We start from the raw sequence: 18,202 nt of genomic DNA on the forward strand, positions 1-18,202 counted from the left end.
GACTTAGTTTTTCAAACAAACGTTGCCAAACCACATTAAATATCAAAATTTCAAACCAACCGCCTATCTAGTTTACACCTATTCAATAAATCGAATTTAAAAAAACCACAGAACCATTAAATAATGAGCATTTTTTTCCAATTCGATATTTTTTTTCATAAAAGTAAATTTATAATAAGAATATATACATAAATAGCATTTTAATAATTACAATAATGATAAAAATTACGAAAATAAAGTAAAATATCAATAAAATATTAAATTTAAGTCAAACTTTAAACTCAATTAAATGAAAAATCTCAAAAACCCCACATTTATTGTATTTATTTTTGCCACAAGTTTAATAGCTTGCAAAAAAGATCTCAAATCGATTACTCCTATTAGTAAAACAAGAGGTAAAACCCAGGACGCGCTTAACTACTCCTTTAACTGGGAAACAGCGACAAGTATGCCGGTTAATCCAAGTTCGCCAACAAGTGTATCCCTTCCATGGCAAAGTCAGTCGGGCACCCCTATTGATGCTTACCTTGTTAGTGATTATAAAAGTTCAGACGGCTGGAAATTGGTTTACAATACATTTAATACCACTGTTTATCCAACTGCCAGTCAGCAGCCGGCAGGTGGTTTGTATTTTGCCTTATATAATGTTTACAGGGGCTTATTAAGGTTCTATTTATATATACCTCCATCGTATATTAATAATAATGTAGATATTGAGCATGGATTAAGCCTTTATACTAACAACAGCACAACCTCTAAAATGCTGAATTTTGAAGGCGGGGATATTGTTGATGTTACTGCCAATACCAGCGTTTTTACTAAAACCAATAATAGCGGTGTTTCTTATGGCGGTGGATGGTATGCCATGCAATATCAAATCGCTTACGACCCCAACTTTGCAGCAACCACCTACCCCAACCTGGGCTTTACATGGAATTCAAGAACAGTAAGTATTAGTCAAATAAATTTGAATGGTACCTCAACAGGGGGGATAACCGGTAACATAACCCAAAAATCAAGTGGTTTTAACTGGGCAGGAGCTTTAATCAATGCCGGATTATCTGCTGTAGAAATATATGGAACTGCAGGTTTTGCCACCGGAACAAATATTGCCGGCGCTGCTTCCGGTGGTTTAGCAGGCAATATAACCGGGTTTTTAGATGCTATATTCGGAGGGAGCAGCGGCAATACCCAGGAGGTGGATTTAAAAATGAATTCAACCATTACCATGAATGGTACATTGACAGCCAGCCAGCCCCTTGTGCCTAACAGTCTTGTGGTACCAGGTCAAACGGTTGGCAATTCGGTAGGCGCCCCTCCTCCATTGTATACTTCGCCCTTAGGTGTATTTAATTTCCCTAATAAACCAACCGTACATATTACCAGTACAAAAACTACAGCGCCTTCCAGCTGGGACGGCCCGGCTAATGCTTATTATGTGAATACTTTTACTTTAGATCCTGCTTTTGTTACTTCTATACAAAAAAACACCGCTGTTACAGGTTCGGCAACCGTAACTGTACAAAATGCCCAGGTATTATTAGAAAACCTTGACGCGTCAAGTTCATTCTATAATTACTCGGCAGCCACAGAAACCATTGGAAATATTGCAGTTATTGATAATACTACCATTGATGGAAGAAAGCTTACCCCAACTACTGAAACTGCTTTAGTAAGGGTAACCGTTTTGGTAACCCCGAGCAATGGAACAACTCCCCCCATAAGAATTGTTAAAACCTTTTTAGGGACTTTGGTTACACCATAACCTGAACGCAGGTGACGACGACTCACCCGTCTACACTGCGCTCGACACCCCTTTCTTCGGCTTCGCCGTAAAGAGGGGTGAAAAATAAAAAAATGTCATTGCGAGGAGGAACAACGAAGCAATCTCCTCGCGTTAATATATACGAGGAGATTGCCGCGCTATCGCTCGCAATGACATAGCTTGCAATGATTTTTAAAGCCCTCTCTTCCAATAGCTATCGGCGTGGAGAGGGTTGGGTGAGGTTTTACTTCACTTCATCCAGTTCCAGCACTACGCTGGTTCTGTTTTTATCTACGCGTGGGTTTACGCCTACGTTCATCAAGAAGTCGCCGGTTAATACCAGGTCGTTTTCTATGGATGATTTAGCTCCCGGGTAAAGGTTGATCTCTTTTACCTGGTATTTTTTCTGCGGATCAAGACCTTTCAAACGGATTGGTACCGGGGTACCCGTACCGTAACGGTTATTCACCAGGTAGTTAAACATCACCGCTTTTGCTTTGGCATTGTCTACATACATGATAGATGCGGCATCGTTATCCCATGGGCTTTGTAAACGGTACTGATCGCCATGCCAGATAGCTTCTTTCAGGTTATCGTAGTTCTTCAGTGCACCATGCACATAGTCCAGGTCCTGCTCGCCCAATTTGCTGATCACGATATCAAAGCCCAGTTTACCCATCATGGCTACATCTGTACGGAATTTGAGTGGTTGTTTACCCCAATCGGTCACGTGGTTGGAACTGGTGATGGCCGGATAGAAGTATGAGTACTCCCACTGGATAAACACGCGCTCCAGCGGATCGGTATTGTCGCTTGGCCAAAACTCGGTAAAATATTTCAACGCGCCATAATCCACACGACCACCGCCGCCTGAACATAGCATCAATGGCACTTTTGGATATTTAGCCCGTACACGCTCCAGCACTTTGTATAAGCCACGCACATAATCGGTATACAAATGCGACTGATCCTTTTTCAGATAAGCCGAATACGCGTTATAGATCACAGCATTACAATCCCATTTGATATAGGCCAGATCGGGATTTTTGGTGAACAGGTTATCTACTACGCCAAACACAAAATCCTGCACTTTAGGATTAGTCAAATCGAGCACCAGCTGGTTACGGAAATATTTTTCGGGACGATTTGGTTGTTTGATCACCCAATCCGGATGTTTTTCATACAGCTCGCTTTTAGGATTAACCATTTCGGGTTCAATCCAGATACCGAATTTTACACCATTGTTTTGTGCTTCTTTCACCAGCCAACTAATGCCGTCGGGCAGTTTTTGTTTGTTCTCCTGCCAGTCGCCCAGGCCTGCATGGTCGCCGTTACGCGGATATTTATTGGCAAACCAGCCATCGTCTAATAAAAACAGGTCGACACCCAGTTTCTTGGTGTCTTTTAATAATTCAGCCAGTTTGGTTTCATTGAAATCAAAATAGGTGGATTCCCAGTTGTTCAGCAGGGTCAATCTTGAACCTTCGCCGTCGACAATTTTGTATTTGCGGGCCCAGCGCTGTAATTTACGGCTGGCATCGCCTTTACCCTGATCTGAGTAAGTATACACCAAAGCTGGCGTAGCAAACTCTTCATTCGGCTTTAAATGATATTCAGCCGCGGCATTGTTAATACCGGCAATCAGCCGCAGGTTATCAGCAACATCCAGCTCAAAGTCGATCTTGAAATTGCCAGACCATTCCAGCGCGCCCAGCAAAACCTTACCCTCATCTTCAGTAGCCGGTTTATCTATAGATACCGCGAACATAGATGGCTCGTACAGGTTGGCACGGGTACCCAGTTTACTGTCGATGGTTTTGATGCCATGCGTTAGTTTAGCTTCTTCGGGACGCATTTCTTCGGCCCAGTTGCCGTGGTATTGTTTCAGCCAAAAGCCGGCACCTTTTAAGTTCAGGTTAGCCGAAGCGAATTTGTTTAATACCACCTCACCTTTTTCATGATGTTTTATCACCGACCATTGTTCGGTAACATCTTCTTTAAAATAGGTTTTGTAAAACAGTTTCACCTCAAAATCATAAACAGGATCTTTCAGCGTAACGGTTAACAGCGAAATATCATCGGCAACCTTAGTAACCTCATGGCTCACATAAGCAAGGCTAAGCGACTTATCGCCATTGGCATGGGTTACGGTAATGGCGGGTTCGGCCAGGTTAGCTGAACCAGATGGTGTATAAGCCGAGTTGAGGATACCGGAATCGTCCTTTTGATTATACATTTTTTGGATGTGCGCGTACTCTGCGGTATTACTCAGCTTAGCGCCGAAGTAAACCATCTTCAAGTTTTTATTGGCATCGGTTTGCAGCACAAGAGCATTGTGCTGTGTTTCGACCGGGATAGTCACTACCTGGGCAAAACTGCTGCCTGCTGTAAACAGACTACCAACCAGGCATAAGGGCAGTAAATGATTTCGGAACATATTTCTCAATTTATAAGGTTATTTTCAGTGTTATGTGTTTAGTAATTTTATTTGTAGAGACGCATATTTGCGTCTCCCGTATAAAAGACAGCTTTGCATGGTCTGAGACGCAAATATCTGAGACGCAAATATGCGTCTCTACGTAAAAGATCTTGTTGTTTATTTCTTCTCTTCAATATCCAATTTATACAAGGCCGCGTCGCCACCATCGAGCTTAAAGCTTAATGTTTCGCCCAGAACGTTGCCCTGCAGCAATTCATTTAACTTGTACTCTGCTTTATCGTTCAAGCCCAGGCGTTTGCCATCCATAGCAAAAGTTTTTGGTTCACTGCCGTAATTGAAAATGGCAATATAGATACTATTTCCAATTTTCTGGGTAAACATTTCGGAGGCGTTTTCGCCGGTGTTACCTTCAACGGGTTTAAACGTTTTGCCGTTTTCGATTAGTTTGATCACTTCCGGGTTCTGATACCAGGTTTTGGCCCTGTCGCTCCATTGTCCGTGTACCGAAAAATCGTCGCCGGTAATTACCGTACCCGTGATAACAGCCGATAAAAAGCGGGCGCGGTTGGCCCCTTCGCTCTCGATGGATAACACCACATGGTCGGCGTCAACGTAGTTGTATAAAAAGGTTTGCCACCAACCATAGCTTACGCTGTTGAGGGTATACTGGGTATCTTTTATAGTTTTAAAAGCATCGCAGGCTATGCGGCGGGTATGCACGTAACGCCCCGTTGCCAAGCTCGGCGAAATGGCCGCGTAAATGAGCATCTGGTCGCCCAGTTTATCAGTCAGGTATTCCATTCCTTTGCGGTAAGCCTGCATGCCTGTGGTTACTGTGGGATCATAAAAATGGGTCGATTCGGCGGTAGCATGACCTAAAAAGTCGATCTTGATCATTTTAAAACCACAGGCTTTCAGTTTACCTATGGTGAGGTCAATACGTTCGCGGGTGCCTGGATGGGTTGGGTCGATAGCGCGGGCGCCGTCAATATCATGATAACTGTTACCTACTTTTGTCCAGATATCGCCGAAGGTATATTTGCTGCCGGGAACTTTACGCTGCGGGCCATCTTTCCATCCCCAATCTGTAAATGGGGCCCAATATACGCCGGGTTCCAGGCCCTTGCTTTTGCAGTAATCGGCAAATTGTTTAAGCTTGCTGTAATCACCTTCGGCGCCGCCTTTCACCATAAAGTCCCAGTAGGAATCCAGATCGATAAAAGCTGTTTTACCCGTGCGGAAACCGGCCAGGCTATCGGCAAAAAAGTCGGCCACTTTGGTAGCTTTCTCGTAGGTGAGTTTATCCTGCATCACACCCCAGCTGTTCCAGCCTACGGGTGTAGGTTTTGTCCAGTTAAATACGTAGGGCGGTTCGGCAATGCGGTTGGCTTTGGCATATTCTTCCATGCCGGTGCGCCAGTCGTCAAAGTACCCTACCAGTATTTTTGGCGATTTAACTATATCGCCGCTGATTGTTCCGTGGGCGATGTTATCGCGGGTGACGCTGTTTTCGGTGTACCCTGCCCAAACCTGAATAGCATTACCGCTATCTTTTTTGGCAGTACTGCGGATACCTGTTTTCCATACCTCGTGCTCTATAGAGCCAGCCACAAAGCCGTTGCGGCTATCGTTGTTGTACACGGCTCCAACTTCGGCGCTCATATTGGTGAATGGCGCGTTAAAAGGTTTGGCATTATAGCGGATAAAAGTATCGTTATCAAAAGGCACAAAAATGCTACGCGCATCGCCGTCAACAGCGGCTATATTGCCCGAGAACGGAATGATGGAATTGGTTTGCAGCCCTTTGCCGGAAGCTTCTATCTGGGTGATAAAATACTCGTGATTCGGATAGGTGTAAAATACTTGTTTGATTGGGTTAAGATTTTTACCACTTAAAGTCACGGTATATTTAACGCCCTTACCAAAACCATCGGTAATAGCTATTTTGGTATAGGTGCGGGATGCATAATCTTTAGTGGAGATAATTTTACCATTAATTGAGATGGTGGCGCCTACCTTATTGTATGCCAGGTATTTATTTTTAGTAACAGAATACAAGCCGCTTTTCAGATTATAGATAATGGCATTACCTGCGCCATAAGGTATTATGACCTGGTCTGAGGCCGCTTGTTTACGCGCCTGCGCCGAGACGTTATTTACAAATGGCAAAGCCAGTAGTAGTGCGAACACTAAAACCGGCCGGGCTATTTTTGGGATGAACTGATTCGTGACTATTGCAACAGGCTTCATGTATAGTTTAAATTGTTTAACTTTTTTGAGCGGTAATATTTTTTATTACCCCGTTTACTTTAACCTTCACGCTGCGCGGATCAGGCGAAGTGATCTTGTAAGTGGTTACTACTCCATCCTTCCAGGCAAAATCAACGGTAAAGTTTCCGCGGGCTTTGAGGCCTTTGACCGAACCAGATGCTTTCCAGCTATCGGGTATGGCAGGCAGCAGGTCGATATAACCGGCGTGGCTTTGGATCAGCATTTCGGCGATACCCGCGGTAGTACCAAAATTACCATCGATCTGGAACGGCGGACCGGCAGACAGCAGGTTGGGATAAATACCACCGCCCGAACCATAATTGATATCGGTACGGGTTGTAGGTTTCATAATCTCCGTAAACAGCTTGTAAGCTCGGTTACCATCATGCAATCTCGCCCAGAATAATAGTTTATAAGCGATTGACCAGCTTGGGCCGTCATCGCCGCGAACGTTAAGCGTTTTTTTAGCTGCTTCGGCCAGTTCGGGTGTACCGTCGGGTGTAATTTCAGAGGCAGGGTAGATACCATACAGATGCGAAATATGACGGTGCTGCGGTTCGGTCTCTTTATAGTCTTCCATCCACTCCTGTATGCGGCCATCTTTGCTGATGATACCTGGAGGCGGGATCTGTTTTAATCTTGTCTGCAGTGTATCACGGAACGCTTTATCAATGCCCAGGGTTTTGGAGGCGGTGATCACATTGGTAAATAACTCGCGCATGATCTGGTTATCAAAAGTAGCACCGATGCAGATGCTGGCGTGGCTGCCATCGGGCAGGTAAAAAGCATTTTCGGGTGACGAGGACGGCGCTGTAACCAGGTAGCCGCTTTTAGGATCTTTGATGAGGATGCTGCTATAAAACTGCGCCGAGCCTTTTAAAATGGGATAAATACTTTTTAAATAAGCTTTATCATTGCTGAAAGCATAGTGATCCCAGATGTTGCTGCACAACCAGCCCGAGCCACCTTTGGTTACACCCCATGAGGCGCTTTCGCCGGGCTCTGTCCATCCCCAAACGTTGGTGATCACGTGGGCCACCCAGCCGTCGGCATTGTAATAGGCTTTGGCTGTACGCTCACCAGGTTTCACCAGGCCGCGTACGAGTTCAACCAGGGGTAGATTCAGCTCCGACAGGTTAGACACCTCTACTGGAAAATGGTTCATCTGTACGTTTACATCCAGGTGGTAATCGCCGTTCCAGGGGGTATGCACCTGGTTAGCCCAAAGCCCTTGCAAGTTCGGTGGCAGCAGACCTACGCGTGTACTGCTGATACTTAAATATCTGCCGAACTGGAAGAACAGCACCGGCATATCTTTATGCTTACCAGGTTCTTTATGAAAACTGATCAATTGCTGATCGGTGGTTTCGGTACTTTCAGTCAAGCCTAAATTGATATCGACGCGGTTAAACAGTTTTTGAAAGTTGGTGATATGCTGTTGCTTTTGTACCGCATAAGGCTTTTTCATACTAGCATCCAAGTCACGCTGGATCCTTTGCTTAAAATTGGGCTTGCGGAAATCCGTAGCTGCCGACACGTAAATGATAACCTCGGTGGCATTTTTTACGACCAGGTTGTTTGCAGTACTGCTCAAGGTACCTCCGGTTAATTCGGCCTTAACGCTGGCCTGGTATTGCATACCCTTACCATCGGTACCGTTATCCAGCCTACCCTGTAGTAGCTGCGTATTACCGCTGGTACTGGTAGCCGACCGCTCGGGACGCGATATATTGATACTAAAATTAAGCTTGCCGGGTTTATCAGCCGTTAGCCTGATCATATTTACATCATCACCAAAACTGGTGAAGTATTCGCGTTTGTAGGTAACGCCATCAACCTGGTAGCTGGTATTGGCTACCGCTGTGTTCAAGGATAGTGATCTTTGGTAATTGGTAACTTGCGCATCGGGTTTACTGTAGTCAAATTTCAGATCCAGATCGCCCAAAACCTGGTAACATCCCCATCGTGTACCGCCCGATCCCGGTCCCTTGCACACAAAGTCTTTATCAATTAAAGCTTGTGCTTCTACATTTCTACCGGCCAGTAGCAACTCCTTTATCCTCGGCAGCTGTTTGTAGGCCTCGTAGTTGTTGGCATCCTGCGGTGAACCAGACCATAGCGTAATATCATTCAATACGATCTTTTCATCGTTCACGCCACCGTCGGGCATCATGCCCAGCCTGCCGTTACCCAGGGGCAAGGTTTCTTCCCATACGGCTGCGGGTTTGTCGTAATGCAATCTTAACGCTTGTTTTTGCGCAAAACTCAGCGTTGAAGTTAATAACAAAATACTTGTTATTGATGTGATACGTTTGGATATCATTGGTTTTAAATAATTAGGCTTTTGCGGGTATTACCGGGATGTCCTGCGCGCTTTTATTAAGATCCAGAACAATCACCGAGCAATTTTCATCGGGCATGGTAGCAGGCAGGGTAATCTGATAATTGTTTTTATCTGCTTTAATAACTACAGCGTCCCCATTCATAAAATAGGATTTGGTGATCTTTACACCCGGAATAGCGGGAATAGTCAGCACTCCATCTTTGCGCTGAAAAACATGCAGGTATATTTTATTGCCCTTACGGGTAGCCGCGTAAACAGCATTAGGAGCATAGGGTCCTCCCTGGGTACTGTAAATACTTTCACCGTATTGTTTTAACCAATCGCCCATTTCCTGCAGGCGTTTTACCTGGCGGGCTTCAATATGGCCATCCATTGCCGGGCCAACATTAAACAACAGGTTGCCATTACCAGCCGCGGTTGTTACCAACGTCTGGATGCATTGTTTTAATGACTTCATCTGGTCGTTCGGTTTCCAGGCCCATTGGTTGCAAATAGTAATGCAGCTTTCCCAGGGCTCATTCATGTTGATCTCTCCTATGCGTTGTTCGGGGGTTAAAAAGTCACCTACCGACTCTTCATTCAATTTGTCGCTTATCTTGCCTAATCTGTTGTTGACGATTACGTTGGCATCAACACTTTTAATAAACTGGTATATTTCTTTACCATCGGCAGTTGTCCAGGGCTTTTCCCAATAACCATCAAACCAAAGCATAAAGGGTTTGTATTTGGTGATCACTTCTTTCAACTCGTTTTTCATGCGGGTTTTAAAGGCAGTCATGTTGCCGCCAACACCCTTACTTTGGGTAGTGTCATGCGGGTTGTGGATGGGATAATCAGGATCATGCCAGTCTAACACGGTAAAATAGATACAAAAAGTTACCCCCTGTTTTTTGCAGGCCTGGGCAAGCTCGCCTACTATATCTCTCTTAAAAGGCGAGTTGGATATGTTATAATTTGAAAAAGCAGTTGGCCATAAGCAAAACCCATCGTGATGTTTGGCAGTGATCACCAGATATTTCATGCCGGCATCTTTAGCTGTTTTTACCCAGGCATCGGCATTGAACAAACGAGGATCAAACTCGTGGTACAGGTTATCATAATCGGCCTGGCTTACCTCGGCATTACGACTCCAGCCAATTTCGGTACCGCGCTGAGTAACCGGGCCAAAATGAATGAACATACCAAAACGTTTATCCATAAACTGATCCATAACCACCTTTGGTGTTTTAACCTCCTGGGCAAATACAGTGCAAATGCTTAACGCCAGGGCCATCACCAACCCCGCTTTTTTCTTCATCATATCTGGTTTATTTGTTGTTTACCAAAAAATGGACGATCCGGCAGGCATGTCCCTTGCTCGAACTGTTCTTTTTATCGCTGATCTTAATTTTAAGCACATGGTTACCATTGCTCAAATTATCGCCCAGTATATGATAAATGGGTAGGTGCAGCCAGCTGCTCCACTCCGTGAACAAGTCCTTATCTTTATATGGGCCGTTATCAACCGAATAGGATATGGTACCTGCATCGCCACCGGCTACAATGGCAATTCCTACGGCGTTATCTTTAAATGGCAGCGAAAGTTCTGAACCCGGTTCATCGGCATTTAATACCGGCACATGCACAAAACCATCACGGGTTGAAAGACCGTCCTTAGGACTCCAATCGGGTGTGATCTGCCATCCTTTACCCAGTTTGGCATTCGTCAGATCGTAATAGCTGCCATTTTCATAACGAGCCTTATCAATTACCTGGGGCAGCGGCATTTTAAACGGAACCTTGTATTTATCTTCCACACATTCCTGTAACAGTGTTCTGATCGAAGCGAAGTAGAGTTCCTGCCCATAATGTGCCGGGTGGATATCTTTAAAATCATCGGCCCAGGTGAGCTCTTTATTTTTGATCTTGTCGTTTACTTCCAGTGCCAGGTTTACATAGGGCAGGTTATAATGTTTAGCTATCAGTTCATGGTTCAACAACTCGGGCGATACTTTGCCTTTAGCATAGTTCTCCATTTTTTGCTGATCGACAAAAGCCATCAGGATCACGTCGGTATAGGGATTAGCGTTGCGGGCATGCCTCACAATACCTTCCAAGGCGCGTACCTGGGTGGTACTATCAGTACCACGATCATTCACGGCAGCTTCTAAAAACAGCAGATCGGTTTTGCCCGAATCCAGGATATCGCGCTGTACGCGGAAAGCATGCGGCAAACTGCCTAACGAAGGTATACCGGCGGCTATAAAATGAAAATCGGTTTCCGGATAGGTCTCTTTTAAATACCGGCAGATCTTGTTGCGCCAGCCCGGATTAAAGGTGATGGATCCGCCCAGGAACGAAACCGTGGCTTTCTTTTTAACCGTAACCGCGTAGTAAAAGTTATTGAGCTTGCTGGCCGTGTTTACATAATTGCTGTACGGCAGCGCGTTTTTTACCGGGTATGAGTTGTTGTAGATAAAATCGGCATAATATTCAGGGCGATCAATTTTAACGTGATGGCCCTGGAGTTCCACAGGTCCCTGGGTTATGGGTTGAATGCTCACCGGACCACCCAAAGCGATGTAATTTTGGGCAAAGGGGTAAGAATTTTCGTCAGGCGGCACCAGTTTATCATTTAAACCGATGGTATGCAGTACCGGCACGCGGAACGAGGCCAGCCCTTCCAGGTTATCTATCGGGTTATCTTTACAGGCCAGTGCCTGTTCTTCGGTAAAATGGTACACTTCTTTTAACTCTTTCCAGTTATTGGCATCACCCGGACCTTTACCTTTGCCACCTGGCCAGCTTTTGAAATCGCAAACGGGGGTTTCGCCATAAATACAGCTTACTTTATCGGGATTGCGCTTAGCCCAGCCGTACACATAAAGACCACCACGGCTCACGGCTTCGAGCGCTACTTTGTGGGCAAATGATTGTTTTTCGGTTAAATAGGCATAGAATTTATCCCAAATCTGCAAGGCCTGCGGACTGCCATATTGATTATCGACATTAACAAAGGCAACGTAAAAGCCCCTGGTGAGTAATATGCTGTCAATTTCGGTATGCCAATCCGGGAAGGAGGCGCGCCATACCCAGGGATTACCGGGCAGTGGGTGCGTAGGTTTTACATAATAGGCGTCGTGCCCGTCAATAGTCACGGTAGCTTTTTCAAAACCCTTCCAAAGGGTATTTTTATCCTGGGCTTTTACCGGTAAAAAAGCGCCGAATGATAGTGTTAAAATAAATAGGTATTTAAATTTTATCATGCCTTGCATCATGTAATACTGTTATAATAGTTTCGCCGGAAGGCTTCTTACTGGTTTGGTAAATGTATTGGCTAATTGTATCTCAAAAAATGGATAAATCTTTGAAGTAGATGGACAATCCCACACCTCACCTAAATCCTCTCCAAAGGAGAGGACTTTAATACTTTGGATAGTGCTTTTGAACCCTCTCCTTTGGAGAGGGCAGGGTGAGGTCAATTCCCCTCAAAATCATAAACTTTCCCTACCTCTGTCTTAAAACTATAGGCCACATCACTACCTGCTCCATCGGTTTTTGACACTTGTACATTGGTTTTTAAAGCATTAGGGCTTTGCAGCCTGCAATCTCCACCTGCTAAGGATTTAATGCTGAGCTTAACAATTTTGCCGTCTTTCCATTCCATATTGGTAATCTCAAAATCGCCGCGGGCACGCAGGCCTTGTACACTACCCGTTAGCCATCCTTTTGGCAATGCCGGTAATAATTGTAATTCGCCGGTTTGGCTTTGCAACAGCATTTCGGTTACCCCGGCTGTGTAGCCAAAGTTTCCGTCAATCTGGAACGGCGGATGAGCACAGAAAAGGTTGGAATATAAACCGCCGCCTTCGTTATAATTTACACCTGAACCGCCGACCAGTGTTATAAAATTATTCAGAATGGTATAAGCATGGTTACCATCCTGCAAACGCGCCCAGAAATTAATTTTCCATGCCATCGACCAGCCTGTGGATACATCGCCACGGGCCAGTAAGCTTACTTTGGCAGCCTTGGCCAGTTCGGGTGTTTTCAAGGTGCTAATGCGGCTACCCGGATGCAGACCAAACAGGTTGGAAGAGTGGCGGTGCGTATCTTTCGGATCATCACGGTCGGTTTCCCATTCCTGTAATTGTCCCCATTTACCAATTTTTGGTTTCAGGAGATGCTCACGCATATCGGCAACACGGTCGCGGTATGCTTTATCGATACCTAAAACATCAGTAGCTTGAATATAGTTCGTGAAAAGGTCGTACACTATTTCCTGGTCGTAAGTTACGCCGTCTTCGGTAGGGCCATGCTCTGGCGACCAGCCCTGTGGCGAAACCAGCGTTCCGTCGGGGCGACGTTTCAGGTGATCGTCCCAAAATTCTACCACTTCTTTTAAAATGGGGTAGCCAAAGTTTTTGAGATAGGCTTTATCTTGTGTAAAAGCGTAATGCTCCCAAATGCCCTGCATATACCAGGCGCTGCCGGGAGTATTCCACAAAAAGCTGGAGCCGCCGTAAATATTATTCTCGGTTTTTACCGTCCAACCACGAACACCTGGATATTCTTTGCGGGTGCTTTCCTTTTTCACCTCGCGCATGCTGTTAATATAATCGAGGTATGGGAAATGACACTCGGACAAATTGGTTGGCTCAGCCAGCCAGTAGTTCATCTGGATGTTGATGTTGGAGTGATAATCGCTGCGCCATGGCGGGTTATTGCTTTCATTCCATAAGCCTTGTAAGTTAGCGGGCAAGCCACCTTTACGTGATGAACTGATGAGCAAATACCTGCCGTACTGATATAATAAAGCTTCTAACTGCGGGTCGCCTTTGCTTTTATAAACCGCCAAACGCTTGTAAGTTGGTAAAGCAGCTTGCTCTGCCGGGGTATTCCCTAAATCAATAGCTACCCGGCCAAATAAAGCCTGGTAATCCTGAAGATGAGCTGCTAACAATTGAGTAAAGGTTTTACCCAGAGTAGCCGCAAGTGCCTGTTTTACTTTGATACCTGGTGCTTCGCCGCGCCAGTGTTGTTCGCGCTGGTTACTGTAATCGGTAGCAGTTGCCAGTAATAGGGTAAAACCATCGGCTTTGCTGATCACCAATTGTGAGCCGCCTTTACCATCCGATTCTACGTGGGTAGAGCCGCCTTCTGTTTTAATGGTTACTTCGCCATCATAGGCCAGGCCATTATCCAACTTGCCGGTAATTTGTAATGTTGTACCATTAGCGGTTACCACTGAGTTATGAGCATCTTTTAATTTAATAGTGGCTGAATAGACGCCTTTTTTATCAGCGCCAAAATGCAGTACCATCATCTTACCAGGGAAACTGCAAAAATACTCGCGTTTGTAAATTATGCCGCCGTCGGTATAGCTGATCTGTTGTACCGCCTTACTGATATCCAGCTCACGGCGATAATTTGCGGGTATTTTTTGGGTAGAATCCTTACCCTTAAAATCGATGTACAGATCGCCAAAAGCCTGGTAAGCGCCGGTTTCGTTCTCGTCGCCTGTCCACAAACTGATCTCGTTAAACTGGATATGTTCCTGGGCCAATCCGCCAAATACCATACCACCCATGCGGCCATTGCCTATGGGATAGGCTTCGGTCATCCAGTTTTTAGCGGGTTTATCATCCCAAACCAGTAAACTTTTTTGGCGCAGGCCGGGATTTACCTGTTGGGCATCTGCGGTAACCACCCATACGGTTTGCGTTAAAAAAAGCGAAAAACAAGCAATCTTTTTAATCATCAGAAACGAAAATTTATGTATTTAATTGGTTTTTATTGCTTGCTCCGGATATTTATACCATATTCTATCTCCAAAAGTACCCAGATGCAGCAATCGAGGCTAAAAATATAAATTAAATGTAATACTTACAGTTTTAATTTAAACACACATGATATTTGTTACATTTTGTCGGATATCATGATCAATCGGTATGAAAAACCTCTTCCATATTTTGCCATATTTTTTGCTGGGCCGCAGCTTCTGGCAAGGGGTTCTGTGTGGGATTAGTTTCTTTCCACCAGCGTTGGGTGGTGGTATCGGCAGCCATCCGGGCCATATCTTTGTCGAAATCAGTCCCCGCATATTCAAAATAGCTGAACAGAAAATACTTGCCCTCTATTTTTTGAATGTAGATGGAATAGTTGCGGATATGGCACTCTTTGATCTTTTTTAATACCCCCGGCCAGGCTGCGGCGTGCAGTTTTTTATAGTAAGCCAGCCTTTCGGGCTTTAGGCCGGTAACCATACCAAAGCGTTTTACTTTGACGGTATCGGTTGCTGATTGTTGCGCTTGCTGATGATCACATGCCGAAAAAGCCAGCAGGCAGATGATCGCTATACAGAGTTTTTTCATATACATAACCCGTTATCTAAAAATGTAAAAAAGCACTACCATGATTAATACCAGCAATACCGAGAGCACTTTGTAATTCCCTAAACCGCTCCATGCCGGGCCGCGTAAAGGCTCCCAAGGCGATCGCCAGTACAATACTGAACTTTCTTTGGTATGCTGTACCGGGTAGGCATAGGATAGCGTTACCTGTATCAGCACACAGATCACAAAAAGGTAAAAAGCCATCATCATAAATGGTATCTGCCCTATCACCGTATCCGGAAATAACTTATTCATCGCGAATACGATCACCCCAATAGCCGAACCTATCCACAAGGTATACTTGGCCGATACCGCCGACGCCTTTTTCCAGAATACACCCAGCAGGAACACGCAGGTTATGGGTGGAGCTATATGCGCGATGATATCGTTCAAGCCATCGAAAATACTGCCGTACCGGTTAAGCAAAGGCAGCAATGCCAGTGACAAAACCAGCGATACTCCGGCAGCTATTTTACCCACTTTTACCAGTCCGGCATCCTGTGCATCTGGTTTATAGCGTTTATAAATATCGTAGCTCACAATGGTGGAGATGGAGTTTAAGGCACCCGAAATCTGGCTCATTAAGCCGGACAATAAGGCAGCAACCAACACCCCTATCAATCCCTGTGGTATCAGCTGTGTGATCATGAGTGTGTAGATGCCTTTACTGTCAACTACCTCTTTTCCCGCAACAACCGATTTTAATGCCGAAATATCCAGGTGACCGCTTTGTGCCAGTGTGTAGGCAAACAGGCCTGGCATCACAAAAATAAAAACGGGTAATATTTTAATAAAACCACAGAACAAAGGTCCCACGCGGGCATGGTTCTCGTCCTTGGCACCCAATACTCGTTGCACAATGGTTTGATCGGCGCACCAATACCAGATCCCTAATACCGGGTAGCCTAAAAATACAGCGTACCAGGGCATTCCGCTCGGATCGCCATGTGGACGAAGCATGGAGAGTTTGTTTAATTCGCCCGTATGTTTTAATACATCAACCATCGGTTCCCAGCCGCCCATTTTATTGTACGCGGCAATACTCATAATAATAGCGCCACCTAAAAGTACCAGGGTTTGGATAGATTCAGTCACCACCACAGCAGTCAGGCCGCCAACGATGGTATAAATGGTGGTGATGATAGAGATGACAATAACACTGGTATACATATCAACGCCAAATAAAGTATGCAGTACCACCCCACCGGCCAATAAGGAAAAAGCGATATGAATAAGCACTGCGGATACCACGGATATGATAGCCAGCCAATCGCGACTGGCACGATCATATCTTTTCTCCAGGAAATCGGGCAGTGTAGCCACGCCAGATTTAATATAGAATGGCGCGAAGAACAAAGCCAGCAATATGAGCGTAAAGGCCGCCATCCACTCAAAATCGCCATTGAGCAGACCTTTATCAAAGCCACTTTGGGCCAGGCTCACCAAATGCACGCAGGATATATTGGTAGCGAATAAGGCCAGACCGATCATGGGCCAGCGCAGTTTTTTACCGGCCAAAAAGTACTCCCCCGCCTCGTTATTGTTATTCCGGGTTTTACGCTGGTGGCGGATGCCCGACCATAGCCCTATAATAAAAATAAAGGCGATGTATAGGGCACTGATAACTAAATCGGGGGTGTGGATCATGGTTTTTTGTTTAGAATCAAGAGACAAGAATCAAGAGTTAAGACAAAAACTTATAGCTTTATTAACCCTCTTATGATTCTCATATCCTGATTTTACATTCTTGATTTTTCTTTTCTTGATTCTTGACTCTAACCCAACGCTATCAGATCGCAACTACTGCCTGGCTCCTGCGGGGTGATGTATACGCCGTTGGTAATATGCACCGGGTTAACAAAATGTTGTTGTAAATGCGGTATATGCTCTAAAAACAAAGCCTCGTGCCCCATCGAAATATGATTGAACAATACCAGGTGCTGATGTAGCTGCCCCATATCGCCCACATGAGGCACTACCGGTACACTATACTTTTTACATAAAAGGCTCACCGTGATAAATTCGCTTACCCCACCCACCCGCACGGCATCCACCTGGATAAAGGAGGCGCAACCGGTTTGCAGGTAGTTTTTAAAGATGATCTTATTGGGCACATGCTCACCCAGGGCCAGCTTTACCGGGGCTACGGCATCGGCCAGTGTTTTATGAGCTAGTACGTCATCCGGGTGGGTAGGTTCCTCTACCCAGTAAGGGTTCATGCTTTTAAATTTGTTACAGATAGATATAGCCTGTGGCAGGTTCCATTGCTGGTTGGCATCGAGCATTACTTTTATATTATCACCCGCCACCTCACGAACGATGTGTGCCCTGCGGATATCCCTTTCCGGGTCAACAGAACCTACTTTAAGCTTCATGGCAGTGAAACCTTCTTCCAGCGCCTTTTTACAGTTTTCGCGTACCTTTTCGTCGGAATAGTTGAACCATCCGATAGATGTATCATAGCCCGGATAACCGGTTTGCAAAATATTTTCCCGCTGACGACTAGTCGACCTTTGCTCCGCCAGCATTTGGATGGCCTGCGATTGGGTCAGTTCATCTTCCAGATACGAAAGATCAAGCGTGGCCACAATTTGCTCTGGCGAAAGATCGGTCAATAGTTTCCATAAGGGAACGCCTCTCTTTTTGGCCCAAAGATCATAACAGGCATTGGTAACAGAAGCCAGCGCCAGGTGCACCACACCCTTATGCGGCCCCAGCCAACGGAATTGCTGGTCATTGGACAACTGGTTAAATAAGCGACCAAAATCGGCCATGGTTTCTTCAATATCTTTACCCACCAGTTTGCCAGCATAATAATGGGCGGCTTTGCAAACCAGGTCGTTGCCTTCGCCCAGGGTAAAGGCAAAACCAGTGCCTGTTAGTCCGCTATCATCAAACAAACGGGTTACCGCGTAGGAATAAACCGGATCGGTATGTATGGCATCACTTCCGGCGCTGCCATCAAGGGCATAGCGTACGTCGTCTACTTTGATATTCTTTATCATGTA

Annotated in this window: 10 protein-coding genes; 1 reads left to right on the forward strand and 9 read right to left on the reverse strand. The window is 45.3% G+C overall.

Going from position 1 to position 18,202, the window contains the following annotated elements; genetic code table 11:
• The first annotated feature begins 289 nt into the window (after positions 1–289).
• Complete coding sequence (locus BLR84_RS13005) at positions 290–1,765, forward strand: hypothetical protein (RefSeq protein WP_090468552.1); 1,476 nt, start codon at positions 290–292, stop codon at positions 1,763–1,765.
• Between the two features lie 244 nt (positions 1,766–2,009).
• Here BLR84_RS13005 and BLR84_RS13010 read toward each other — a convergent pair whose 3' ends face one another.
• From BLR84_RS13010 to BLR84_RS13050, 9 genes are all read right to left on the reverse strand, one after another.
• Positions 2,010–4,202, reverse strand: a complete 2,193-nt coding sequence (locus tag BLR84_RS13010) for an alpha-galactosidase (protein WP_090468554.1) — start codon at positions 4,200–4,202, stop codon at positions 2,010–2,012.
• Between the two features lie 159 nt (positions 4,203–4,361).
• Positions 4,362–6,455, reverse strand: a complete 2,094-nt coding sequence (locus tag BLR84_RS13015) for an alpha-galactosidase (RefSeq protein WP_090468556.1) — start codon at positions 6,453–6,455, stop codon at positions 4,362–4,364.
• A 16-nt stretch (positions 6,456–6,471) separates the two neighbouring features.
• On the reverse strand, positions 6,472–8,799 hold the full coding sequence (locus BLR84_RS13020) for a glycoside hydrolase family 95 protein (protein ID WP_090468557.1): 2,328 nt from the start codon (positions 8,797–8,799) through the stop codon (positions 6,472–6,474).
• A 13-nt stretch (positions 8,800–8,812) separates the two neighbouring features.
• The gene (locus BLR84_RS13025; RefSeq protein ID WP_090468558.1) at positions 8,813–10,120 is read right to left on the reverse strand and encodes an alpha-L-fucosidase; all 1,308 of its coding nucleotides are present in this window, start codon (positions 10,118–10,120) and stop codon (positions 8,813–8,815) included.
• A gap of 7 nt (positions 10,121–10,127) precedes the next feature.
• Entirely contained in the window at positions 10,128–12,065 is a 1,938-nt protein-coding gene (locus BLR84_RS13030; RefSeq protein WP_090469294.1) for an SGNH/GDSL hydrolase family protein, read from the reverse strand.
• Between the two features lie 212 nt (positions 12,066–12,277).
• Complete coding sequence (locus tag BLR84_RS13035) at positions 12,278–14,560, reverse strand: glycoside hydrolase family 95 protein (RefSeq protein ID WP_090468560.1); 2,283 nt, start codon at positions 14,558–14,560, stop codon at positions 12,278–12,280.
• Positions 14,561–14,741: 181 nt separating this feature from the next.
• Positions 14,742–15,173, reverse strand: coding sequence for an L-rhamnose mutarotase (locus BLR84_RS13040; RefSeq protein WP_090469297.1), 432 nt, complete (start codon positions 15,171–15,173; stop codon positions 14,742–14,744).
• A 12-nt stretch (positions 15,174–15,185) separates the two neighbouring features.
• Positions 15,186–16,841: a sodium:solute symporter gene (locus tag BLR84_RS13045; protein ID WP_090468561.1), complete on the reverse strand. Its 1,656-nt coding sequence runs from the start codon at positions 16,839–16,841 to the stop codon at positions 15,186–15,188.
• A 128-nt stretch (positions 16,842–16,969) separates the two neighbouring features.
• Positions 16,970–18,199 carry an enolase C-terminal domain-like protein gene (locus BLR84_RS13050; protein ID WP_090468563.1) on the reverse strand — a complete coding sequence of 410 codons (1,230 nt, stop codon included), beginning with the start codon at positions 18,197–18,199 and terminating at the stop codon, positions 16,970–16,972.
• Between the last annotated feature and the right edge of the window lie 3 nt (positions 18,200–18,202).

The sequence above is a fragment of the Mucilaginibacter sp. OK268 genome, from assembly GCF_900103125.1.
In the GTDB taxonomy this organism is placed as follows: Bacteria; Bacteroidota; Bacteroidia; order Sphingobacteriales; family Sphingobacteriaceae; genus Mucilaginibacter.